This is a genomic window from Collinsella aerofaciens ATCC 25986 (genome assembly GCF_964239575.1).
In the GTDB taxonomy this organism is placed as follows: Bacteria; Actinomycetota; Coriobacteriia; order Coriobacteriales; family Coriobacteriaceae; genus Collinsella; species Collinsella aerofaciens_BQ.
In genome coordinates, this window is sequence record NZ_CAXSQQ010000006.1 from 71,895 (window position 1) to 93,956 (window position 22,062).

The following is a 22,062-nucleotide window of genomic DNA, read 5'->3' on the forward strand; positions in this document are numbered from 1 at the left end:
CGTCCGCAGAACAATATCGGCGGGTGTCTAACGAGGGGGTCCCTTTGGATATTATCGAGCTTCTAAAATCTGCCTTCATGGGCCTGGTCGAGGGCATCACCGAATGGCTGCCTGTTTCGTCGACCGGTCACATGATCTTGGTGGACGAGTTCGTCAAGATGAACGTGAGCGAGACGTTCTGGAATATGTTCCTGGTCGTGATTCAGCTCGGCGCCATTCTGGCCGTCTGTGTGCTGTTCTTCCATGAGCTCAATCCGTTCTCGCCCAGCAAGGGCAAGGAGGGCCGTCGCGACACCTGGGTGCTGTGGGGCAAGATTGTGCTCGGCTGCATTCCCGCCGCGGCGATCGGTCTGCCGCTTAACGACTGGATGGAGGAGCATTTCTACAATGCTCCCGTCGTGGCGCTGGCGCTCATTGTGTACGGCGTGCTGTTTATCGTGATCGAGAACTGGCGCGCGAGCAAGCGAGAGGAAATGGCCGTTGCCGGTTCGTTTGGCTCGCGTGCTGTGGTATCGGGTGGACGTCCCGCCGGTGCGCACTTTGCGGCGCCCGCCGCGGCTACCGCTGAGGATGAGGACGATGACGAGAATCTGGACTTTGGCTCCATCGCCACGCTCGAGGACCTGAGCTGGAAGACTGCGCTGGGTATCGGCTGCTTCCAGGTGCTTTCGCTGGTGCCTGGTACGTCTCGCTCCGGTTCTACCATCATCGGCGGCCTGCTTTTGGGCTGCACGCGTTCGGTGGCGTCCAAGTTTACGTTCTTCCTGGCCATCCCTGTCATGTTTGGCGCGAGTGCGCTCAAGCTGGTCAAGTACTTCATCAAGGGCGGCACGTTCGGCGCCAACGAGGTCGCTATCTTGGGCGTGGGCTGCGTTGTGGCCTTTGTGGTTTCGCTCATCGCCATCAAGTGGCTCATGGGCTTCGTCCGCCGTCACGACTTTAAGTGCTTCGGTGTTTACCGCATCATCCTTGGCATCGTAGTGCTCGCATACTTCTTCGTTCTGGAGCCGATGCTCGGCCTCTAACTTAGTCGACGCTGCGCGGCGGCCGGGGCGACAACTTGTCATTCAAAGGGGGTGGCATGGCCAAAAGGTCTATGCCGCCCTCTTTTCATGCCAATTTGTTCGCTCTGGCCGCCGCTCGCTGCTGCTACCGTGACATCGGTGGCTCTGTGATTGGCGCAATGGGGTCAGGTTACTTTGCACCAGCTTGGTGCAGACAAATCTGACCTCATTGCGCCAAATTCGCTGGGGCGGGTCCGATGGTGGCGGACGGAGTCGTGGTGTGATTTGCGTCGGTGTCCGCGCGGCTCGGTATACTGGTACGGCTCAAACTATGGCGCTGCCCGCAGGCGCGCCGTCCGTCAGATGAGGAGTCGCCCATGACCCAGTCCTTGCCCTGGGAAAAGAATGCCGCGGTACCCGTGCCGCCCGCGCCGGAACCCGTGCCGCTTGATGCATACACTGCCCCCGCTGCGCCGGAGCCCGAGCTCGTCCCGCTCGACATCTACGATGCTCCCGCACCGGCACCCAAGCCCGCTAAGCCGCTCGTCGACATCGACAGCCTTAACCCCGCCCAGCGCGAGGCCGTCCTGACGACCGAGGGTCCGTTGCTGGTCCTTGCCGGTGCTGGCTCGGGCAAGACCCGCGTCCTGACCTTCCGCATCGCCCATATGCTCGGCGACCTGGGTGTTAAGCCCTGGCAGATCCTTGCCATCACGTTTACCAACAAGGCCGCGGCCGAGATGCGCGAGCGTCTGGCAGCGCTCATCCCCAGCGGCACCCGCGGTATGTGGGTGTGCACCTTCCATGCCATGTGCGTGCGCATGCTGCGCGAGGACGCCGACCTGCTGGGCTATACCGGTCAGTTCACCATCTACGATGACGACGATTCCAAGCGCATGGTGCGCGACATTATGCAGGCACTCGGTATCGAGCAAAAGCAGTTCCCCATCAACATGATCCGCAGCAAGATCAGCTCGGCCAAAAACGCCATGATCGGGCCCGAGGACATGCTCAAATCCGCCGACAGCCCCAACGACAAAAAGGCCGCGCAGGTCTATATGGAGCTGGAGCGCCGCCTGCGCGCCGCCAACGCGATGGACTTCGACGACCTGCTCGTGCGCACGCTCGAGCTGCTGCGCACCCGCCCCGAGGTGCTTGACAAGTACCAAGAGCGCTTCCGCTACATTAGCGTCGACGAGTATCAGGATACCAACCACGTCCAGTACGAAATCGCCAACCTGCTGGCCGCCAAGTACCAAAATCTCATGGTCGTAGGCGACGATGACCAGTCCATTTATAGCTGGCGCGGCGCCGACATCACCAACATCCTGGACTTTGAGAAGGACTTTAAAAACTGCAAGACCGTCAAGCTGGAGCAGAACTACCGCTCCACGGGTCACATCCTGAGCGCCGCCAATGCCGTTGTTCGCCACAACTCGCAGCGCAAGGACAAGCGCCTGTTTACGGCCGAGGGCGATGGCGAGAAGATCCAGGCCTTCCAGGCGAGCGACGAGCGCGACGAGGGTCGCTGGATTGCCGGTGAGATCGAGAAGCTGCACTCCAAGGGCACGAGCTACGACGACATCGCTGTGTTCTATCGCACCAACGCCCAGTCGCGTATCCTCGAAGATATGTTCCTGCGCGCGGGCGTGCCCTACAAGATCGTTGGCGGCACGCGATTCTTCGACCGCGCCGAGATTCGCGATGTCATGGCCTACCTCAAGATGATCGTGAACCCGGCAGACGAGATGAGCGTCAAGCGCGTCATCAACACGCCGCGCCGCGGTATCGGCTCCACCTCGATCCAAAAGATTGAGCAGCTGGCGCGCGACAACCGTTGCTCGTTCTTCCAGGCTTGCGAGATCGCGTGCGCCGAGACGGGCATGTTTAGTGCCAAGGTGCGCAACGGCCTGTCGAGCTTTGTGGCGCTGGTACGCGAGGGTCGCCGCATGGACGGCGAGCTCAAGGATGTCGTCGAGATGATTGTCGACAAGACGGGCCTGCTGCAGGCGTTCCGCGCCGAGGGCACCATGGAGTCCGAGAGCCGCGCCGAGAACATCCAGGAATTCCTGGGCGTCGCCGCCGAATTTGAGGAGACGCACGAGGATATCGAGGGGACGCTCGAGAGCTTGGAAGAGCTGCGCGCGGCCGGTGTTGCCGACGTGCCGTCCGTCGCCGAGTCCGAGCCCGTCGTGGTGAGTGCGCCCGCGCCCGAGCCGGGGCCGTCCGCTCCGGCATCCTCGTTTGAGGCACTTGTCGGCGCTCGTGACGCCGCAGGTTCCAATCCGCTCGATAACCTAGCCGCCCCGGCGCTCTCGCCGCAGGATGCCTTGGCCGCCGCCATCGCGGGCAACGCGTATGCCGTGCCAACAGAGCTACCGGCGGGCGCCGTGCATGCCGATGAGATCGAGCGCACCTACGGTCCGCTCACCTGTAAGGCGCTGCCGGCACTCATGGAGTGGCTGGCCCTGCGCTCCGACTTGGATTCCCTGGCCGGCGAGACGCATGCCATCACCATGATGACCATCCACTCCGCCAAGGGCCTGGAGTTCCCGGCGGTGTTCGTTGCCGGTATGGAGGAGGGCATCTTCCCGCACGTGCACGACTTTGGCGGCAGCGATGACCCGGGCAAGCTCGAGGAGGAGCGTCGCCTGGCCTACGTTGCCATCACGCGTGCCCGTAAGCGCCTGTTCCTGACCTATGCTGCCACGCGTCGCACCTACGGCTCGACCTCTGCCAACCCGCGTTCGCGCTTCCTCAACGAGATTCCGTTTGAGGATATCGAGTTTAGCGGTATCGGTTCTGCCGGTTTTGAGGGCACGGGCTGGGAGAAGCGCGGCGACCGTCACGGCACCTTTGGCTCGGGCATGGGCTCGGATATGTATGGCGGCAAGGTGTTTGGCTCGCATACGCGCTCGACCGGCGGTTCCGGTTCGCGCGGCGGATCGAGCTTCGACGATTTCTTTGGCGGCAGCAGCTACGGGACCGAGCGCCATCGTGGGGTCTCGCCCGATGCCGGCCGTGTTGCCTCGACCTTTGGCTCGGGCGCACCGCGAGCTAAAAAGCCGTCGTCCAAGGTGTCGCCGACGGTGGAGCGCAAGGTCGATCGCGCCAGCGCGTCGCAGGACTTTGCCGCGGGCGATACCGTGAGCCACAAGACCTTTGGCACCGGTACCGTTATCGGCGTCGCGGGCGACATGATCGAGGTTCAATTCGAAAAGACCGGTCAGACCAAAAAGCTTATGAAGGGTTTTGCACCGATCGTCAAGCTGTCGTAATCCCGGCGGACCCGGGCGGGCGTATGGGGCAACATCGCCTGCTCGGGCAGTCCTGCGCAAGACGGAGAGCACATTAAGTGCTCTCCTTTGCGTGCGGAACTCGCGATCGATGTTGCCCTATACGCCCGCCCAGGTCCTTAGATAACGCTGCTTGCGAACGTTGCTCTGCTCGTTCGCTTTTTAATCTGGAGAGCCGGGTGGGCTGATAAATAGATACGAGTAGGGGCTCTCCCGTACATAGACGGGGGAGCCCCTTGTTGCGTCTTAGATTGTTGTTCCAACCCCGCGCCCATCCCGGCGAGCGTTCGGGGATCGGTAGCTTACAGGTGGCTGATGATCAGTTCCATCTTGCCTTCGAGGTCGATGGAGCTGACGGTGCTCGGAGCCAGCAGGTGGCTGCCCTTGTGAACGGGCTCGCCGCAGACGGTGCCTTCGCCGTCGATGACTGACAGGCACATGAAGGGCCAGCGCTGGTCGAGGGTCTTGCTGCCGTCGACGCGCACGCGATCGACGGTGTAGCAGGAGTTAGACTCGAGCTCGGTCACGCCATCGACCTCGGGCGCGGTCACCGTGCCGTCGGTCGGAGCCTGAACGTCGAAATCGATGCAGTCGAGGCTCTGCTCAATGTGCAGGGGACGCAGTTTGCCGTCGGTACCGGGACGGTCGTAGTCGTACAGGCGATACGTCACGTCGCTCGACTGCTGCGTCTCCAAAATGAGCGTGCCGGTCTTGATGGCGTGGACGGTACCGGAATCAATCTGGAAAAAGTCGCCCTTGTGGATCGGCAACACGTTGAGCATCTCGTTCCAACGGCCCTCCTCGATCATCTGCGCAGCCTCGGTGCGGTCGTGCGCGCGCTGGCCGACGATGATCGTGGCACCGGGCTCGCAGTCCAGTACATACCAGCACTCGGTTTTGCCCAGGCTGCCGTTCTCGTGCTCGGCGGCGTACTCGTCGTTGGGGTGAATCTGGATCGAAAGGTCGTCCTTGGCGTCCAGAATCTTAATGAGCAGCGGGAACTCCTTGCCCTCGCAATTGCCAAAGAGCTCGCGGTGCTCGGCCCACAGCCACGAAAGCGTGTGGCCTGTATACGGGCCCTCCGCAATCTGGCAGTCGCCGTTGGGATGGGCCGAGATGGCCCAGCACTCACCGATGGGACCCTCGGGAATGTCATAGCCAAACACGGTCTCCAGCTGGCGGCCGCCCCAGATCTTCTCGTGGAAGATCGGCGTGAGTTTAATCAAATCGGACATGTGCATACTCCCATAAGGTTGTGCGGGTGCCGCGTAAGACAGCTCAAAACGAGCGCCCGCATGACTACAAAAACCTACGCCAACGTTACATTGTGCAACTCAAAGCGGTCGCCAACGTTGCGCGAGGTCGAATACTCAAAGGCGGCGCCGCTGTCCAAAAAGCCAATCTGGGTGAGCTCGAGCAGGGGAGAGCCAAGTTTGGTGTCCAGACGCTCGGCTTCTTCCTCGGTTGCTGCCACGGCGCGAATGGTACGGTGGAAGCTCGAAATCTTCAGCCCACATTGCTCGCGGATGAAGCGGTAGACCGATCCGTACAGGTCCTTCTTTTTCAGCCCCGGAATCAGCTCGAGGGGCATGTAGGTGTACTCGATAACGATGGGCTTCTCATCGGCCTGACGCACGCGCACGACGTGATAGGCAAAGTCATCCTCGGCAATTCCCAGCTGGGCTGCGATGTCCGCTGGTGGATTAACAATCGAGAAATCGTAGACCACCGAGGTCACCTTTTCCCCGCGGTGCTCATACGAAAAACCCTGGGCACGGTCGTTTTTGCCCTGGAAAAACGCCTGGCCGGGAAGCCCCGCCGTGTCCTTAACGTAGGTACCCGATCCACGCCGGCTGGTAATAAGGCCTTCCTCGGTGATTTGTTCAATAGCTCGTTTGACGGTGATTTTGGAAACGCTATAGAGCTCGCAGAACTCAACGACGGTGGGAAGCTTGTCGCCCGGTTTAAGAGTGCCATCCTCGATGCTTCGACGAATATCTGCAGCTATCGCCTCGTATTTGGGAATCATTGAACCTCCTTTCCGACATATATCAATACGCAAGTAAGTATAACCCTTAACAAGGCACCCATATAACCTTTATCTAAGAAGCTCGAGAAAGAAAAAAGAAAAAGACACATTACTTTTAGAATTAGAGCGCTATAGTTTAAGCAACGAACGGAATCTTTCCGCAGAACAGGATCGACCGTTTGGGGACGGTTTTGTTTTGGCGGGTTGGATATCGGTATGACCGGTGCGCGCCCGCGCCGGATAACCTGCCAAAGCAAACCCGTCTCCAACCGGAAGCTCTAGAACACGAAAGCGAGGACTTTGATGGCACAGTATCAGCTGCCCAACGACTTCTTCTTTGGCGCTGCTATGTCCGGCCCGCAGACTGAGGGTCAGTGGAACCAGGGCGGCAAGCTCGAGAACCTGTGGGACACCTGGTCCATCCAGGATCTGGGCTCGTTCTACAACTGCGTTGGCTCTTACGCCGGCAATGACTTTATGGCCAAGTACCAGGAAGACCTTCGCATTTTGAAGGACTTGGGCCTGGATACCTATCGCACTTCCATCCAGTGGAGCCGTCTGCTCGATGCCGACGGCAACCTCAACGAGGAAGGCGCCGCGTGGTATCACGAGTTGTTCCGCGCCTCTCGCGAAGCCGGCCTGGAGCCGTTTGTCAACTTGTACCACTTTGACATGCCCACCTACCTTTTTAACCGTGGCGGCTGGGAGAGCCGTGAGGTTGTCGAGGCTTACGCACATTACGCCGACGTCGCCTTCCACGAGTTTGGCCAGGAGATCAAGTACTGGTTCACCTTTAACGAGCCCATCGTCGAGCCCGAGCAGCGCTATCAGGAGGGCGTGTGGTTCCCGCAGCTCCACGACTTTAGCCGCGCTCGCACCGTGCAGTATCACATCTCGCTGGCACATGCGCTGGCCGTGGCCAACTACCGTCGCGCCTATGACAAGGGCGCCGTTCGCGCCGATGCCAAGATCGGCATGATCAACTGCTTCACCCCGGTCTACACCAAGGAGAACCCCAGCGAGGCAGACCTCGAGGCCGTGCGTATGACCAGCGGCATCAACAATCGCTGGTGGCTCGACCTTATCACCAAGGGCGAGCTTCCCGCCGACGTGCTCGACAGCCTGGCCGAGGGCGGCGTCAAGCTTCCGTTCCGCGCCGGTGACCAGGAGATCCTCAAGCAGGGCGTCGTTGACTGGCTTGGCTGCAACTACTACCATCCCACGCGCGTCCAGGCGCCGGCGAGCAAGATCGACCAGTACGGTCTGCCGCACTTTGCCGACGAGTACGTGTGGCCCGATGCCGTCATGAACAAGAGCCGCGGCTGGGAGATTTACCCGAAGGGCCTCTACGACTTTGGCATGGACTGCGCCAAGAACTATCCCGATCTTGAGTGGTTCGTCTCCGAGAACGGCATCGGCATCATGGACGAGTACAAGAATCGTGACGCCGAGGGAACCATTCAGGACGACTATCGCGTCGACTTTGTGCGCCAGCACCTTGAGTGGGTCGCCAAGGCCATTGACGAAGGGGCCAAGTGCCGCGGCTACCACTACTGGGCCGTCATTGACAACTGGTCCTGGGCAAATGCCTTCAAGAACCGTTATGGCTTTGTCGAGGTCGACCTCATGGACGGCTATCAGCGCCGTCTTAAGAAATCGGCAGCTTGGCTCAAGCAGGTCGCCACGACCCACGTGGTGGATTAGCGATCGGGCGCTCAGCCCCAAAACGGGCGCTCAGCCCCTGCGCAAACGCGCAATAACATTGGCACATCTGGTGGCAGAGGGCGACAGACCACCGTGCGCATAGGAAAAGGCCGGATTTGAAAGTTAGGAGCAATCATGGCCAGTGACAACGGAAAGAGCTTCCTCGACAAATTTGCCGAGGTCTCTGCGAAGGTGGGAAACCAGGTTCATCTGCGTTCCCTGCGCGATGCCTTCGCGACCATCACGCCGCTCTATATCCTTGCGGGTATCGCGGTTCTTATCAACAACGTCGTGTTCCCTCTGTTCCCGCTCGATGCGGCGGGCCTCGCCAACCTCCAGACCTGGGGCTCGGCAATCACCCTGGGCACCCTTAACGTGTCCGCCATTATCCTGGCCGGTCTGATTGGCTACAGCCTCGCCAAGAACGAGCGTTTCGATAACCCGCTTGCCTGCGTGGTTGTCGCTATCTCTGCCTTCGTCATCATGATGCCGCAGCAGATCACCGCCACCCTTGCCGCCACGAGCCCGCTTCTCACCGACAAGATCACCTCCGCCGAGGTCACCGGTGCCCTTTCGACCGCCAACACCGGTACCAACGGCCTGTTCTCGGCCATCATCATCGCCCTGCTCTCCACGACGCTCTTCATCAAGATCTCGGGCGTCGAGAAGCTCAAGGTCAAGCTGGGCGAGGGCGTACCTCCTGCGGTCTCCAACTCCTTCAACGTCATGATCCCAATGCTGCTCAACCTCTCGATCTTCGCTATCGCCTCGGCCCTGCTCGCCGTCTGCGCCGGCACCGACCTGTGCACCATCATCTCCACCTGCATCTCCAACCCGCTCAAGAGCATCATGAACGCCGGTCCGTGGGCTGTCATCCTCATCTACACCCTCGCCAACCTGCTGTTCTGCGTTGGTATTCACCAGTCCACCATCTCGGGCGCTACCGTCGAGCCGATCCTGACCATGCTCATCGTCGACAACATGGCTACCTTTGCCGCCGGCGGTACCATCCAGCCCGATCACTACATGAACATGCAGATCGTCAACAGCTTCGCCCTCATCGGCGGCTCGGGCTGCACCCTCATGCTGCTGCTCGACACCTTCCTGTTCTCCAAGAACAAGGCCTCCAAGACCGTTGCCAAGATGGCCATTCTGCCTGGCCTGTTCAACATCAACGAGCCGGTCATCTACGGTTACCCCATCGTGTACAACCTGCCGCTCATGATTCCGTTCGTGCTTCTTCCCGACCTGTTCATCGGTGTCACCTATGGCCTGACCTGCGCTGGCATCATCAGCCCCTGCATCGCTCAGGTGCCTTGGACCATGCCGCCCGTCATCAACGCCCTGCTTGCTACGGGCTTTGACTGGCGCGCCGGCGTGTGGCAGGCTCTGGAGCTGGTCATCGGCATGGCTGTCTACCTGCCCTTTATGAGGATCTCCGAGAAGGCCATCGCCAAGCAGGAGGCCCTCGCCGAGCAGAACGCCTAGCGTTTGTCCATTCCACCCTTGCGGGTACCGATGCTTGGTACCGGTACCCGTATCTCCTTTTTTGCCTAAACGTGCAAAACAGGGGAAAGATAACCACAAGGATTTATCCAGTTTGTCGTCTGCGCGCCGCGCAGTTATAAGGAGGAAACCATGAAGAAGATCATGCTTTGCTGCAATGCCGGCATGTCCACGAGTCTGCTGGTCCAGAAGATGCAGTCCGAGGTCGCGAGCCGTGGTCTGGACATCGAGGTCGAAGCCCGTCCTATGAATGAGGCCCACGATCACCTGGACGAGTGCGACATCCTGCTGCTCGGCCCGCAGATCGGCTACACCAAGGGCGACTTTGAGAAGGAGGCCGCCGGCCGTTTCCCGGTCGAGGTCATCAACATGGTCGACTATGGCCGCATGAACGCCGCCGGCATCATCGACCACTGCGTCAGCGTGATGGGCTAGGTGCAGCGCATGGAGGATATGAACGAACTGCAGATGACCTGCTTCGAGATCATCAGCTACGTCGGTACCGCCAAGAGCATGTACATCAACGCCGTGCAGAAGGCCAAGGAGGGCGATTTCGACGCCGCCGAGGAGCTCATTAAGCAGGGCGACGAGGCCTATAACGGCGGCCACGATGTTCACATGGGACTTCTTAAGAAGGAGGCCAATGGCGAGCGCAACGGCGAGGCCCCGCTGATTCTGCTGCACGCCGAGGACCAGATGGCCGGCACCGAGACCATGCGCGTCATGGCCACGGAGCTCATTGAGGTCCACAAACAGCTACAGGCACTCAAGGCCTAGCTGGCGTTTTCGCCGCGACGGATCGTGCGGTTCGCATACAATCCAGTCCCTTTTGCAGGCGCCGGGAGTCTCCCTCTCCCGGCGCTTTTTGTTTGGCGAGTTGCTGAGCGTCATTGCTCGTTGAGCGGGCGGACGTTTCCCCAGATAAAACCTGCCAAAACAAACCTGTCTCTTTTTGGTAGGTTTTTGCCTTGGGAGCGGTACCATACAGGCAATGTTTAAACGAGAAAGGTGGGCTCTCATGGAACCTAAGCAGTACTACATCGGCATTGACGTCGGCGGCACTTCGGTTAAGGAGGGCCTGTTCGACGAGGACGGAAACCTGCTTGCCAAGGCCAGCGTGCCCACGCCTCCCATCGTTGACGCTGCGGGCTTTGCCGCGGTGACCGAGGCTATCGACCAGGTGGTCGCCAAAGCCCAGATTCCGCGTGCCTTTGTGGCGGGCATTGGCCTGGCCGTTCCGTGCCCCATCCCGGCATCGGGCGATGCCAAGGTCAAGGCCAACATTGCCATTAACCTGCCCGAGCTGAGGATCGCCATTCAAAAGCACTGTCCCGACGCGGTCGTTAAGTACGAGAACGATGCCAACGCCGCTGCCATGGGCGAGGCCTGGCTCGGTTCTGCCAAGGGCGTGCAGAACGTGGTGATGGTCACCATCGGTACCGGCGTGGGCGGCGGTGTTATCGTTAACGGCGACGTGGTATCGGGCGTTGTGGGCGCCGGCGGCGAGATTGGTCACATGTGCCTGAACCCGGCCGAGGAGCGTACCTGCGGCTGCGGTGGCCATGGCCACCTGGAGCAGTATTCCAGCGCCACCGGCGTGGTGAGCAACTACCTTGCTGAGTGCAAGAAGGCGGGCGTCGAGCCCATCGAGCTCACCGGCCCCTCAGATTCCAAGGACGTGTTCCAGGCCTGCCGCGAGGGCGACAAGCTCGCACTGGCAGCTGCCGATACCATGGCCGATTATCTCGGCCGCGCCCTGGCGCTTATTGCCAACGTGGTCGACCCCGAGATGTTCCTGATCGGCGGCGGTGCGTCTGCCTCGGCCGATGTCTACCTCGACGCCGTTCGCGAGCACTTCCAGCGCTACGCGCTTTCCGCCTCGCGCGAGACGCCCATTAAGGTCGCTTCGCTCGGCAACGACGCCGGCATCATCGGCGCCGCCTACGTAGCCCTGCGCGCCGCCGGTAAATAGCTGGTGCAAGGGGGTCAGGTTACTTTGCACCAACATGGTGTAAAAGGGACAGCCTTGGCCCCCGTGCCTGCCCCAAAATATGCCGTGGCCCTTCCGTCTGCGAAGGCTCGGCATCGGCGTGCTACCATAGCTACGTCCAAGTACACATATCAAGTGGAGGATATCCATGGCAAACGTTCTTGTCTTTGGTCACCAGAACCCCGATAACGACGCCATCATGAGCGCCGTCGTCCTGTCCCAGCTGCTCAACCAGGTTGAGTATGCCGGCAACACCTACGAGGCCTGCGCTCTTGGTCAGCTTCCGGCAGAGTCCGCCAAGCTGCTCGCCGACGCCGGCATCGCCGAGCCTCGCGCGATCGAGTCCGTCGAGGCCGGTCAGCTCGTCGTCCTCACCGACCACAACGAGTCCGCCCAGTCCGTCGCCGGCCTTAAGGACGCCACGGTCTTTGGCGTCGTCGATCATCACCGCATCGGCGACTTCGAGACCGCCGGCCCGCTGCACTACATCTGCCTGCCCTGGGGCTCCAGCTGCACCATCGTCACCAAGCTCGCCGGCGTGCTCGGCGTTGAGCTTTCCGACGTCCAGGCCAAGCTGCTGCTCTCGGCCATGATGACCGATACGCTCATGCTCAAGAGCCCCACCACCACCGATGTCGACCGCGTCGTCGCCGCCAAGCTCGGCGAGCAGGTGGGCGTCGACCCGGTCAAGTTTGGCATGGAGGTCTTCCTTACCCGTCCGTCCGGCTCCTTCACCGCAGCCGAGATGGTCGGCAACGACATCAAGATGTTCGAGCCCGCCGGCAAGAAGCTGCTCATCGGCCAGTACGAGACCGTCGACAAGACCCGCGCACTCGGCATGATCGACGAGATTCGCGAGGCCATGCGCGCCTACGCCGCCGAGAAGGGTGCTGACGGCATCGTCCTGTGCATCACCGACATCATGGAGGAGGGCTCGCAGGTCCTGCTCGAGGGCGAGACCGAGGCTGCTCAGAAGGGCCTGGGCATTGCCGACGAGCACGACGGCGTCTGGATGCCGGGCGTCCTCTCCCGTAAGAAGCAGGTCGCTGCCCCCATCATGGCCGCCTGCTAGGTTTAGTTGACCAAACGCCACGACCGGATCGCGGACGCCCCGCGCTCCGGTCGTTTTTTGTGCACGTCGCCGCGTCGTCTCTTGGACAGGCGTGCCCGTGCCGTTGAGCAAATAATGTTCAACCTGTGGTTCCGCTTTTCGGCCACGCCTGCGTGCCTGTCGTGCAGGGTAGGCTAGATGCAAGCGTAATACGTTAGAGCGCGGCGCCGCCACTTGGGCGGGCCGTGCTTTTTTAAGACGGGAGCTTTCCCGTGAAAGGAGCCGCCCATGGCAGCACCCGAGCAGCTGTTCAACGTCCGTGAGCGCAAGCGTTTTGAGCGCCATGACATTTGGGAGCGCATCGCCGAGAACAGCACGATTTCCGCCGCCGTCATGGTCTTCGCCGCCATCGCCGCCGTCATTTGCGCCAATACCGATGCCTACGAGGCCATCCATCACTTTTTGGAGACCCCGCTGTATGTGGGTCTGGGCAACCTTACGGCCGGTCTCACCGTTGAGCTATTCGTCAACGACTTCCTCATGGCGATTTTCTTTTTGTTGGTGGGCATTGAGCTTAAGTACGAGATGACAGTTGGCGAGCTCAAGAACCCGCGCCAGGCTATGCTTCCCATGCTGGCGGCCGTGGGCGGCGTCGTCGTTCCCGCCTGCATCTACCTGATCTTTAACCATGCCGGCGCGCACAACGGCTGGGCCATTCCCATGGCAACCGATATTGCCTTTGCGCTGGGCGTGCTGTCGCTTTTGGGCAACCGCGTGCCCAACGGCGTGCGCGTGTTCTTCTCGACGCTCGCCATCGCCGACGACCTCATCTCCATCGCCGCCATCGCCATTTTCTACGGTCAAAGCCCCAATCCGTTTTGGTTGGGCGCCGCCGCGCTTGTGACCTGCGCGCTCGTGTGGCTCAACAAGACGCAGCATTACCGCCTTGCCCCGTATTCGGTACTGGGTCTGCTGTTGTGGTTCTGCATGTTCAAGAGCGGCGTGCACGCTACGCTCGCCGGCGTCATCCTGGCCTTTACCATCCCGGCCAAGTGTGGCGTCAAGCTCGATAGCCTCACCGATTGGTTGGGCGAGTGCCTGCCGCTGCTCGATGACCGCTACGATGACGAGGCACACATCCTGGGCCAGCATGACTTTACCGTCTCGACTACCAAGGTCGAGCGCGTCATGCACCGCGTGACCCCGCCGCTCATTCGCATGGAGCGTCTGATCTCCACGCCGGTCAACTTTGTGATCCTGCCGATTTTTGCGTTCGTCAACGCACAGGTTCGCCTAGTGGGCGTGGACATGAGCACGCTGCTCACCGACCCGGTGACGCTCGGCGTGTACTTTGGCATGCTGCTGGGTAAGCCGATCGGTATCTTTGGCATGACGTTTGCCCTGGTTAAGCTTAGGGCCTGCGAGCTGCCGCGCAATGTCAACTGGCACATGATTGCCGGTGTGGGCATTCTGGGCGGCATCGGCTTTACCATGTCGATTCTCATCAGCGGCCTCGCCTTCCCGACGGCCCAGTTTGAGGTTCTGGCCGCCAAGGCCGCTATTCTCGCCGGCTCTGTCACCGCGGCCGTACTTGGCATGATCTACATGAGTGTGATCTGCAAGCACCCCGCGCCCAAGAACGAGTAGGCGCGTAGAAACAGACGCCAGAGCCTGCTCGAGCGCGTGTAAAACGCGGTTTTGAGTGGTACTTGCCACCTGCCGGACACCCCAGTGGCCAAAAAACGCCGTTTGTGAGTACTGTCACAAACGGCGTTTCATTTTAGGCGCGAAAAATAATGTACAAATCTATTCTGTCTGTGCATTAACGATTGCGTGGCTGGACGAAAAATGCCGATGCATCCTTCCAAAACCGGACACAAAAGGCCAAGACTGGCCTTTTTAATTCAAAATCGCTGTTACTAAAAAAGTAACAGTACTCATATTTGCTATTTTTTGACCACAGGCCCCAATGACTAGGTTTATTCCACGGTGCCGTAGATGGCGCCCCAGCCGTGGGCGGCCAAGGCGGAGTTGAGCTGGTCGCAAAGTGACTGGCGGTCGTAATAGCCGGGCGGTAGCAGGTTGACGATCTCCATGAGATCGGGCGCCAGGTCCAAGATTTCGGCCTGTACGATCAGATCCAGGCGGTCGATGACGTGGCGGTCGTAAAACAATCCGTCGACCAGGCGCTGCAGGTCGCCGAATTCCTCGGCCTGGAACGATCCGTACTCCATAGTGCCTCCTTGGGTGCCTCACGCCGGCATGCGCGGCGATTCGTAATTCATTGCGATGGACTTAATCTATCACGGCTTCATAACGTTGCGACGGTGGCGGTCTATACTTAGAAGAATTGCAACGTACCGCTTCGTGAAAGGTCGCACCCATGCAGACGATCTACCAGAAGATGGAAACCACCGAACTCGATGCCGCCATCGAGGCGCTCAAAGCCGAGGTCGCCGAGGTCAAGGCCAAGGGCCTGGCGCTCGACATGGCCCGCGGCAAGCCGTCGCCCTCCCAGGTGGACATCTCTCGACCCATGCTCGATATCCTCAATGCCGATGCCGATCTGCACGACGGCAATGTCGACTGTTCCAACTACGGCTGCTTTGAGGGCATTCCCTCGGCACGCAAGCTAGCGGGGGAGTTCCTGGGTTGCCCCGCCGAGCAGACGCTCGTGCTGGGCTCGTCGAGCCTGCTGATCGAGCACGACATCGCCGGCATGTTCTGGCGCTGCGGCTCGTGCGGCAGCGAGCCCTGGGAGGCTTACGAGGCCGCGCACGACGGCAAGAAGGTCAAGTTCCTGTGTCCCGTTCCCGGCTACGACCGCCACTTTGGCATCACCGCCGATCTGGGTATCGAGAACGTCCCCGTCGCGATGACCGACAACGGCCCCGACATGGACGAGGTCGAGCGCCTCGTCGCCGCCGACGATTCCATCAAGGGCATCTGGTGCGTGCCCAAGTATTCCAACCCCACGGGTATCACCTTTAGCGAGGACACCGTGCGCCGCCTGGTCGAGATGCACACGGCCGCGCCCGATTTCCGCATCTTCTGGGACAACGCCTACTGCGTGCACGACCTGTACGACGAGACCGACGAGCTCGCCAACATCTTTGATCTTGCCCGCGCGGCGGGCACCGAGGACCGCGTGGTGGCATTCGCCTCGACGTCCAAGATCACCTTCCCGGGTGCCGGTATCGGCTTTATCGGTGCGAGCCCCGCGGTTATCGCGGAGTTCTCCAAGCGCCTGAAGGCCGGCCTCATCAGTGCCGACAAGCTCAACCAGCTGCGTCACGTGCGCTTCCTTCCCACCATCGAGGCGGTCAAGGAGCACATGAAAAAGCATGCCGAGTTCCTGCGCCCGCGCTTTGAGGCTGTCGAGCGCAAGCTCACCGAGGGCTTGGGCGACACGGGCTGCGCCACCTGGACGCACCCCCGCGGCGGCTACTTTGTAAGCTTCGATGGTCCCGAGGGCTCGGCTCAAAAGGTCGCCGCGCTTTGCGCAGACCTGGGCGTTAAGCTCACGCCGGCCGGTGCCACCTGGCCCTATGGCAAGGATCCGCGCGACACCAACATCCGCATCGCGCCGAGCTATCCCACGGTCGAGGACCTGGAGGCCGCGCTCGATGTGCTGGTGCTGGCCGTCAAGCTCGTCGCTGCCGAGCTTGCGCGTGCCGAGCGCGCCTAACGCGCGGCTTCCCGTACTATCCGCACCTTCGATACGTAAAGGAGCATATACATGGATTTGGGTATTTCCACCAACCCCACGCCAGAGCTCTACACCATTAAGGTAACCGGCGAGATCGATATCTCTAACGCCGATAGCCTGCGTAATGCCATCGACCTGGCGCTCGAGCAGCCCGCTGAGGCCGTTGAGCTCGATTTTGCCCAGGTGAGCTACATCGATTCGACGGGCATTGGCGTGCTTGTGGGCGCCGCGCACCACGCGGTCGACCACGGCAAGCGTTTTAGCTGCACCAATGTGCAGCCCCCGGTAATGCGCGTGGTTCAGCTGTTGGGTGTCGACCAGGAGATTTCGATCACCGCTGCATAATCTTTGCCCCCAAAAGGGCGTGCCGTTTGGCATATGTTTGTGATGCGCTCGGACGTTTTGGCGTCCGGGCGCTATACTTGACCGAATGAATAGACGAGTTCCGGCCGAATGGCGCGGTGCGGGCTCGACTCACATCGAGCCTTGGAGGTATGTGTGTTTGGTATTGGAGAGGGTGAGCTCGCGATCATCGTGGTCTTCGGCTTTTTGCTGTTTGGCCCGGATAAGCTCCCACAGATGGGCCGCACGATCGGCCGTGCCATCCGTCAGTTCCGCGAGACGCAGGAGAAGATGACGGCCGTTGTTCAGTCCGAGATAATCGATCCGGTGAGCGAGGCCGCGTCGGCCCCGGTCAAGCCCAAGAAGGCTGCCGTCGATGACGATTCCGATGCGGACAAGGATGCCGCCGAGACGGCAGCGCCCGCCAAGAAGGAGACCTTTGCCGAGCGTCGCGCCCGTCTTGCTGCCGAGAAGGCTGCGAGCGAGGCTGCCGCCGAGGGCGAGGGTGCTGCTGAGGAGTCCGAGGCCGAGGGCGCCGAGCCTGCCGCTGCCGCCGAGCCTGTCGTCGAGCCCGAGCCTGCTGCAGAGCCGGAGTCCGAGCCCGAGCCGGCAGAGCCCACGACGGCTGACCTCTACGCCCGTCGTCCCCGCAAGCGCAAGGCCGTCGTCGACCAGCTCGCTCGCGAGCTCGAGGCCGAGGACGAGGCCGTTGCCGAGGCTGCCACCGCCGACGCCTCGAAGGGAGGCGATGAGTAATGCCTATCGGACCTGCGCGCATGCCGCTCTTCGATCACCTGGGAGAGCTCCGTCGCCGCCTGACTATCGTGGTCGTGTCGGTGTTTGCCGCCGCCATCGTGCTGTATTTCGCCACGCCCGTGGTGCTCGACATCCTGGAAGACCCCATCCGCTCCTTTGTGCCGGACGGTAAGTTCTACATCACCACCACGCTCGGCGGCTTTGGCCTGCGCTTCTCGCTGGCCATCAAGATGGCCGTGGTCATGTGCACGCCCATGATCATCTGGCAGATTCTGGCATTTTTCCTGCCGGCACTGCGTCCCAACGAGCGCAAGTGGGTTGTGCCTACGGTGCTCGCCTCGACGGTGCTGTTCTTCCTGGGCGCAATCTTTTGCTACTTCATCATTATCCCGGCAGGCTTTGAGTGGCTCATCGGCGAGACCTCTGCCGTCGCAACCGCGCTGCCCGACCTGGAGAACTACGTCAACATGGAGCTGCTCTTTATGATCGGCTTTGGTGTGGCGTTTGAGCTGCCGCTCATCATCTTCTACCTGTCCGTCTTCCACATCGTGTCCTACGCGGCCTTCCGCGGCGCCTGGCGCTACGTGTACGTGGGCCTGCTTGTGGGCTCGGCTGTGATTACGCCCGACGGCTCGCCCGTTACGCTGGGCCTCATGTATGGTGCCCTGCTCTCGCTCTACGAGATTTCGCTCGCCATTGCCCGCGTGGTCATTACCGCGCGCGAGGGCAAGGAGGGCTTGTTTGTGAGCCGTCTGGACCTGTTCTCGGACGATGAGGACGACGAGGAGTAAATCGGTATGCACGAGGTTGGCATTGTCAACGGCATACTCGATACAGTGATTCGCGCGGCGCGTGGGGCGGGGGCCTCTCGCGCCGTTTTGGTAACACTTCGTATCGGGGATATGACCGAGGTCGTGCGCGAGGCGCTTGACTTTGCCTGGGAGACGTTTCGCGACGAGGACCTGCTCACGCGCGGCTGCGAGCTTGCCGTAGAGGAAGTCCATCCACAAAGCGAGTGTCTGGACTGCGGTGAGGTCTTTGAACACGACCGTTTCCATTGCCGCTGTCCCCAGTGTGGTGGTGCCAACGTGCGCCTGCTGCACGGCCGCGAACTCGACATCGCAAGTATCGAAATCGAAACCCCCGACGATTAGCCCATCAGCCACCTGGGGACGGGGTATAAAGGGGCAAAAGTAAGGAGCGCTGAGTATGGCTGAGAAAACGATTGATATCGCGTCGCCGATTCTGTCGCGCAACGAGCGCCTGGCAGATCAGCTGCGTCAGCGATTTAATGAGGCAGGCACCTATGTGATCAACGTCTTGTCGAGCCCTGGCTCGGGCAAGACCACCACGATCCTGGGCACCAACGAGCGCCTGCGTGACAAGGCGGGCCTGCGCTGCGCCGTCATCGAGGGCGACATCGCCTCGGACGTCGACGCCATCACCATGAAGGAAGCCGGCATGCCTGCCATCCAGATCAACACGGGGGGCCTGTGCCACCTCGAGGGCAACATGATCATGGAGGCCGTCGACGCGTTCGACCAGGCTGTGGGTCTGGAAAACATCGACGTCATCTTTATCGAAAATGTGGGCAACCTGGTCTGCCCGGTCGACTTTGACCTGGGCGAGAACCTGTCCATCATGATTCTCTCGGTGCCCGAGGGCGACGACAAGCCTATCAAGTACCCGGGCATCTTCCAGCACGCCGGCGCACAGCTGCTCAACAAGGTTGACGTGGCTCCGGCTTTCGATTTTGACATGGATAGGTATACTAAGACACTCGATGACCTCAATCCGCAGGCGCCGCGGTTTGCCGTGAGCGCGCGCAAGGGCGAGGGCATGGATGCCTGGTGCGATTGGCTCATCGGGCAGATCGAGCAAGCAAGGGCGTAAATCGGCCGCCATACGGGCGGGCGTAGCCGCAGAGACACGAGATAGGAGCCTCTTTTGAAGCTCATCATCGCCGAGAAAAATGACGCCGCGCGTCAGATCGCCGAGCGTCTGTCCACGGGCAAACCCAAAAAGGACAAGGTGTACAACACCGCCATCTACCGCTTTGAGTGGAAGGGCGAGGAGTGCGTGACGATCGGCCTTGCCGGTCACATCCTTGCGCCTGATTTTTGCGACAGCGTGCTGTTCGATAAAAAGCTGGGCTGGTATTCGGTCACCGAGGACGGCGAGATACTGCCGGCCGACATGCCCGATGGCCTGGCGCGTCCGCCTTACGACACCAAGCGTAAGCCGTTCCTTGCCGATGGCATCTCCATTAAGGGCTGGAAGCTCGAGAGTCTGCCTTACCTCACCTGGGCGCCCGTCATTAAGTTGCCGGCTGAGAAAGAGCTCATTCGCTCGCTTAAGAACCTCGCCAAAAAGTCCGACAGCGTCATCATCGCCACGGACTTCGATCGCGAGGGCGAGCTGATCGGTTCGGACGCCCTCAACAAGGTGCGCGAGGTGGCGCCCGACTTGCCGGTCGCCCGCGCCCAGTATTCTTCGTTTACCAAGGCCGAGATCACGCAGGCCTTCGATAACCTTGTCTCGCTCGACCAGAACCTGGCCGACGCCGGCGAGAGCCGTCAGCACATCGACCTCATTTGGGGTGCGGTGCTCACGCGCTACCTGACGCTCGCCAAGTTTGGCGGCTTTGGCAACGTGCGTTCCGCCGGCCGCGTGCAGACGCCGACGCTTGCCCTGGTGGTCGAGCGCGAACGCGAGCGCATGGCGTTTGTGCCCGAGGACTATTGGCAGATTCGCGGCATGGGCGCCGCGCAAGGCGCTGCCGAGGACGATCGCTTTAAGATCGCGCACAAGACGGCGCGCTTTACCGACAAGGATGCTGCTGAGACGGCGTACGGTCACGTTGACGGTGCCAAGACGGCAACCGTCGCCGCGGTGACCAAGCGCTCGCGCAAGCAGCAGCCGCCCACGCCGTTTGCGACCACCTCGCTGCAGGCTGCCGCCGCAGCTGAGGGTATCTCGCCTGCGCGTACCATGCGCATCGCCGAGTCCCTCTACATGGCGGGCCTCATCAGCTACCCGCGTGTCGACAATACCGTATACCCCGCGACGCTTGATCTGGGCGCTGTGGTGAGTGACCTTGCAAAGATCAACCCGGCGCTGGCGCCCGTGTGCAAAAAGGTCCTCGCCGGCCCCATGAAGCCCACGCGCGGCAAGGTCGAGACCACCGACCACCCGCCTATCTATCCCACGGGCGAGGGCGATCCGTCCACGCTCGACGGCGGCCAGCGCAAGCTCTACGACCTCATCGCCCGCCGCTTCCTAGCGACGCTTATGGGTCCCGCGACCATCGAAAACACTAAGCTCGAGCTCGATGTGAACGGTGAGCCGTTCGTGGCTTCGGGCGATGTGCTCGTGACCCCGGGTTTCCGCGAGGCCTACCCGTATGGCCTTAAACGCGACGAGCAGATGCCGCCGCTTGAGCAGGGCGATACGGTCGACGTATTCGACATTAAGCTCGAGGCCAAGCAGACCGAGCCGCCCGCGCGCTACAGCCAGGGCAAGCTCGTGCAGGAGATGGAAAAGCGCGGCCTGGGTACCAAGTCCACGCGCGCGAGCATCATCGAGCGTCTGTACGCCGTGCGCTATCTCAAAAATGATCCCGTTGAGCCGAGTCAGCTGGGCATCGCCATTATCGATGCACTGTCGCAGTTTGCCCCGCGCATCACGAGCCCCGATATGACCAGCGAGCTTGATGGCGATATGACCCGTGTGGAGCGCGGCGAGGACACCGAAGAGCATGTCGTGACGCACTCGCGCGCGCTGCTGGCTGGCGTGCTCGACGAACTGCTCAAGCACACGCAGGAGCTGGGCGACGCCATCAGCGACGCCGTCACGGCCGATGCGCGCGTGGGCGCCTGCCCCAAGTGCGGCAAGGACCTGGTTATGAAGACGAGCGCCAAGACCCGTGGCAGCTTCATTGGCTGCATGGGCTGGCCCGACTGCGATGTGACCTATCCGGTGCCGAGCGGCGTCAAGGTGAGTCCGCTCGAGGGCGAGGCGGCCGTGTGCCCCGAGTGCGGCGCGCCGCGCATTAAATGCCAGCCGTTCCGCCAGAAGGCTTTCGAGATCTGCGTGAACCCCACGTGCCCCACCAACTACGAGCCTGACCTTAAGGTGGGCGAGTGCAAGGTGTGCGCCGAGGCCGGACGCCATGGCGACCTGATCGCGCACAAGAGCGAGAAGAGCGGCAAGCGCTTTATCCGCTGCACCAACTACGATGACTGCGGCGTGAGCTATCCTCTACCGGCGCGCGGTAAGCTCGAGGCGACGGGTGAGACCTGCCCCGAGTGCGGCGCCCCCATCGTGGTGGTCAACACGGCGCGCGGTCCGTGGCGTATTTGCGTCAACATGGACTGCCCGACCAAGGAGAAAAAGCCGGCCCGCGGCCGCAAGACCACGACCAAGGCGAGCACGGCAAAGAAGACGACGGCGGCAAAGAAGACCACGGCTAAGAAAGCAACTGCCGCCAAGAAGACGACCGCAAAAAAGACGACCACCAAGAAGGCCGCCGACAAGTAACCGAGCACATATAGACGCGGCGGGGCCGGGCGCGCAAATGCAAATGCGCGCCCGCCCCCACTTCTAAGTTGCGGTGAAATAGGGACTGTTTTTGCTGGCAAAAGGCCTAATTAATCCCTATTTCACCGCAAGATTT

19 protein-coding genes are annotated in these 22,062 nt (G+C 61.2%); 16 read left to right on the forward strand and 3 right to left on the reverse strand.

Translation table 11 applies throughout. The features are described from left to right. Positions 1-44 precede the first annotated feature (44 nt). Together ACESUZ_RS04955 and ACESUZ_RS04960 are read left to right on the forward strand one after the other, a co-directional pair. The gene (locus tag ACESUZ_RS04955) at positions 45-1,025 is read left to right on the forward strand and encodes an undecaprenyl-diphosphate phosphatase (RefSeq protein WP_055310402.1); all 981 of its coding nucleotides are present in this window, start codon (positions 45-47) and stop codon (positions 1,023-1,025) included. Between the two features lie 356 nt (positions 1,026-1,381). After that, positions 1,382-4,282, forward strand: coding sequence for an ATP-dependent helicase (locus ACESUZ_RS04960; RefSeq protein WP_373198791.1), 2,901 nt, complete (start codon positions 1,382-1,384; stop codon positions 4,280-4,282). Positions 4,283-4,602: 320 nt separating this feature from the next. Here the strand turns inward: ACESUZ_RS04960 and ACESUZ_RS04965 are convergent, their stop codons facing one another. Both ACESUZ_RS04965 and ACESUZ_RS04970 read right to left on the reverse strand, forming a co-directional pair. Further along, a complete protein-coding gene (locus tag ACESUZ_RS04965; protein WP_373198793.1) occupies positions 4,603-5,535 on the reverse strand; it encodes a type I phosphomannose isomerase catalytic subunit in 933 nt (310 codons plus the stop codon). A gap of 74 nt (positions 5,536-5,609) precedes the next feature. Further along, positions 5,610-6,329: a GntR family transcriptional regulator gene (locus ACESUZ_RS04970; RefSeq protein WP_373198795.1), complete on the reverse strand. Its 720-nt coding sequence runs from the start codon at positions 6,327-6,329 to the stop codon at positions 5,610-5,612. 303 nt (positions 6,330-6,632) lie between these two features. Between ACESUZ_RS04970 and ACESUZ_RS04975 the strand changes: the two genes are divergently transcribed. The 7 genes from ACESUZ_RS04975 to nhaA all read left to right on the forward strand — a co-directional run bounded on the left by ACESUZ_RS04975 (position 6,633) and on the right by nhaA (position 14,227). After that, positions 6,633-8,033 (forward strand): glycoside hydrolase family 1 protein, encoded by a 1,401-nt coding sequence (locus ACESUZ_RS04975; protein ID WP_373198797.1) that lies wholly within the window; start codon positions 6,633-6,635, stop codon positions 8,031-8,033. A 135-nt stretch (positions 8,034-8,168) separates the two neighbouring features. Beyond that, entirely contained in the window at positions 8,169-9,521 is a 1,353-nt protein-coding gene (locus ACESUZ_RS04980; protein WP_138113361.1) for a PTS sugar transporter subunit IIC, read from the forward strand. A gap of 150 nt (positions 9,522-9,671) precedes the next feature. Continuing rightward, positions 9,672-9,974 (forward strand): PTS sugar transporter subunit IIB, encoded by a 303-nt coding sequence (locus ACESUZ_RS04985; protein ID WP_117735519.1) that lies wholly within the window; start codon positions 9,672-9,674, stop codon positions 9,972-9,974. Between the two features lie 9 nt (positions 9,975-9,983). Next, complete coding sequence (locus tag ACESUZ_RS04990; RefSeq protein WP_199407153.1) at positions 9,984-10,316, forward strand: PTS sugar transporter subunit IIA; 333 nt, start codon at positions 9,984-9,986, stop codon at positions 10,314-10,316. A gap of 241 nt (positions 10,317-10,557) precedes the next feature. Continuing rightward, complete coding sequence (locus ACESUZ_RS04995; RefSeq protein ID WP_229028221.1) at positions 10,558-11,511, forward strand: ROK family protein; 954 nt, start codon at positions 10,558-10,560, stop codon at positions 11,509-11,511. A 166-nt stretch (positions 11,512-11,677) separates the two neighbouring features. Then, on the forward strand, positions 11,678-12,601 hold the full coding sequence (locus ACESUZ_RS05000; RefSeq protein ID WP_373198799.1) for a manganese-dependent inorganic pyrophosphatase: 924 nt from the start codon (positions 11,678-11,680) through the stop codon (positions 12,599-12,601). A gap of 267 nt (positions 12,602-12,868) precedes the next feature. Then, positions 12,869-14,227 (forward strand): Na+/H+ antiporter NhaA, encoded by a 1,359-nt coding sequence (gene nhaA, locus ACESUZ_RS05005; RefSeq protein WP_373198801.1) that lies wholly within the window; start codon positions 12,869-12,871, stop codon positions 14,225-14,227. Between the two features lie 332 nt (positions 14,228-14,559). Here nhaA and ACESUZ_RS05010 read toward each other — a convergent pair whose 3' ends face one another. Then, a complete protein-coding gene (locus ACESUZ_RS05010) occupies positions 14,560-14,814 on the reverse strand; it encodes a hypothetical protein (RefSeq protein ID WP_373198803.1) in 255 nt (84 codons plus the stop codon). A 149-nt stretch (positions 14,815-14,963) separates the two neighbouring features. On the opposite strand from ACESUZ_RS05010, the gene ACESUZ_RS05015 reads away from it, so the two are divergent. The 7 genes from ACESUZ_RS05015 (at position 14,964) to ACESUZ_RS05045 (ending at position 21,926) form a co-directional block, all read left to right on the forward strand. Beyond that, a complete protein-coding gene (locus ACESUZ_RS05015; protein WP_373198805.1) occupies positions 14,964-16,268 on the forward strand; it encodes an aspartate aminotransferase type Ic in 1,305 nt (434 codons plus the stop codon). A gap of 51 nt (positions 16,269-16,319) precedes the next feature. Then, on the forward strand, positions 16,320-16,634 hold the full coding sequence (locus tag ACESUZ_RS05020; RefSeq protein WP_373198806.1) for an STAS domain-containing protein: 315 nt from the start codon (positions 16,320-16,322) through the stop codon (positions 16,632-16,634). Between the two features lie 153 nt (positions 16,635-16,787). Next, complete coding sequence (locus ACESUZ_RS05025) at positions 16,788-17,387, forward strand: twin-arginine translocase TatA/TatE family subunit (RefSeq protein ID WP_373198808.1); 600 nt, start codon at positions 16,788-16,790, stop codon at positions 17,385-17,387. Continuing rightward, a complete protein-coding gene (gene tatC / locus ACESUZ_RS05030; protein ID WP_022093860.1) occupies positions 17,387-18,178 on the forward strand; it encodes a twin-arginine translocase subunit TatC in 792 nt (263 codons plus the stop codon). Before ACESUZ_RS05025 ends, tatC begins: the two co-directional genes overlap by 1 nt. A gap of 6 nt (positions 18,179-18,184) precedes the next feature. Next, complete coding sequence (hypA, locus tag ACESUZ_RS05035) at positions 18,185-18,541, forward strand: hydrogenase maturation nickel metallochaperone HypA (RefSeq protein WP_373198810.1); 357 nt, start codon at positions 18,185-18,187, stop codon at positions 18,539-18,541. A 55-nt stretch (positions 18,542-18,596) separates the two neighbouring features. Then, entirely contained in the window at positions 18,597-19,280 is a 684-nt protein-coding gene (gene hypB, locus ACESUZ_RS05040; RefSeq protein ID WP_117583579.1) for a hydrogenase nickel incorporation protein HypB, read from the forward strand. Between the two features lie 54 nt (positions 19,281-19,334). Continuing rightward, on the forward strand, positions 19,335-21,926 hold the full coding sequence (locus tag ACESUZ_RS05045) for a DNA topoisomerase I (protein ID WP_373198812.1): 2,592 nt from the start codon (positions 19,335-19,337) through the stop codon (positions 21,924-21,926). The last annotated feature ends 136 nt before the right edge of the window (positions 21,927-22,062 follow it).

Excerpts from the sequence above, each read along its gene's own strand:
- ACESUZ_RS04960 (WP_373198791.1), top strand. The coding sequence starts at position 1,382 with ATGACCCAGTCCTTGCCCTGGGAAAAGAATGCCGCGGTACCCGTGCCG.
- ACESUZ_RS04965 (WP_373198793.1), bottom strand. The coding sequence starts at position 5,535 with ATGTCCGATTTGATTAAACTCACGCCGATCTTCCACGAGAAGATCTGG.
- ACESUZ_RS04970 (WP_373198795.1), bottom strand. The coding sequence starts at position 6,329 with ATGATTCCCAAATACGAGGCGATAGCTGCAGATATTCGTCGAAGCATC.
- ACESUZ_RS04975 (WP_373198797.1), top strand. The coding sequence starts at position 6,633 with ATGGCACAGTATCAGCTGCCCAACGACTTCTTCTTTGGCGCTGCTATG.
- ACESUZ_RS04980 (WP_138113361.1), top strand. The coding sequence starts at position 8,169 with ATGGCCAGTGACAACGGAAAGAGCTTCCTCGACAAATTTGCCGAGGTC.
- ACESUZ_RS04985 (WP_117735519.1), top strand. The coding sequence starts at position 9,672 with ATGAAGAAGATCATGCTTTGCTGCAATGCCGGCATGTCCACGAGTCTG.
- ACESUZ_RS04990 (WP_199407153.1), top strand. The coding sequence starts at position 9,984 with ATGGAGGATATGAACGAACTGCAGATGACCTGCTTCGAGATCATCAGC.
- ACESUZ_RS04995 (WP_229028221.1), top strand. The coding sequence starts at position 10,558 with ATGGAACCTAAGCAGTACTACATCGGCATTGACGTCGGCGGCACTTCG.
- ACESUZ_RS05000 (WP_373198799.1), top strand. The coding sequence starts at position 11,678 with ATGGCAAACGTTCTTGTCTTTGGTCACCAGAACCCCGATAACGACGCC.
- nhaA (WP_373198801.1), top strand. The coding sequence starts at position 12,869 with ATGGCAGCACCCGAGCAGCTGTTCAACGTCCGTGAGCGCAAGCGTTTT.
- ACESUZ_RS05010 (WP_373198803.1), bottom strand. The coding sequence starts at position 14,814 with ATGGAGTACGGATCGTTCCAGGCCGAGGAATTCGGCGACCTGCAGCGC.
- ACESUZ_RS05015 (WP_373198805.1), top strand. The coding sequence starts at position 14,964 with ATGCAGACGATCTACCAGAAGATGGAAACCACCGAACTCGATGCCGCC.
- ACESUZ_RS05020 (WP_373198806.1), top strand. The coding sequence starts at position 16,320 with ATGGATTTGGGTATTTCCACCAACCCCACGCCAGAGCTCTACACCATT.
- tatC (WP_022093860.1), top strand. The coding sequence starts at position 17,387 with ATGCCTATCGGACCTGCGCGCATGCCGCTCTTCGATCACCTGGGAGAG.
- hypA (WP_373198810.1), top strand. The coding sequence starts at position 18,185 with ATGCACGAGGTTGGCATTGTCAACGGCATACTCGATACAGTGATTCGC.
- hypB (WP_117583579.1), top strand. The coding sequence starts at position 18,597 with ATGGCTGAGAAAACGATTGATATCGCGTCGCCGATTCTGTCGCGCAAC.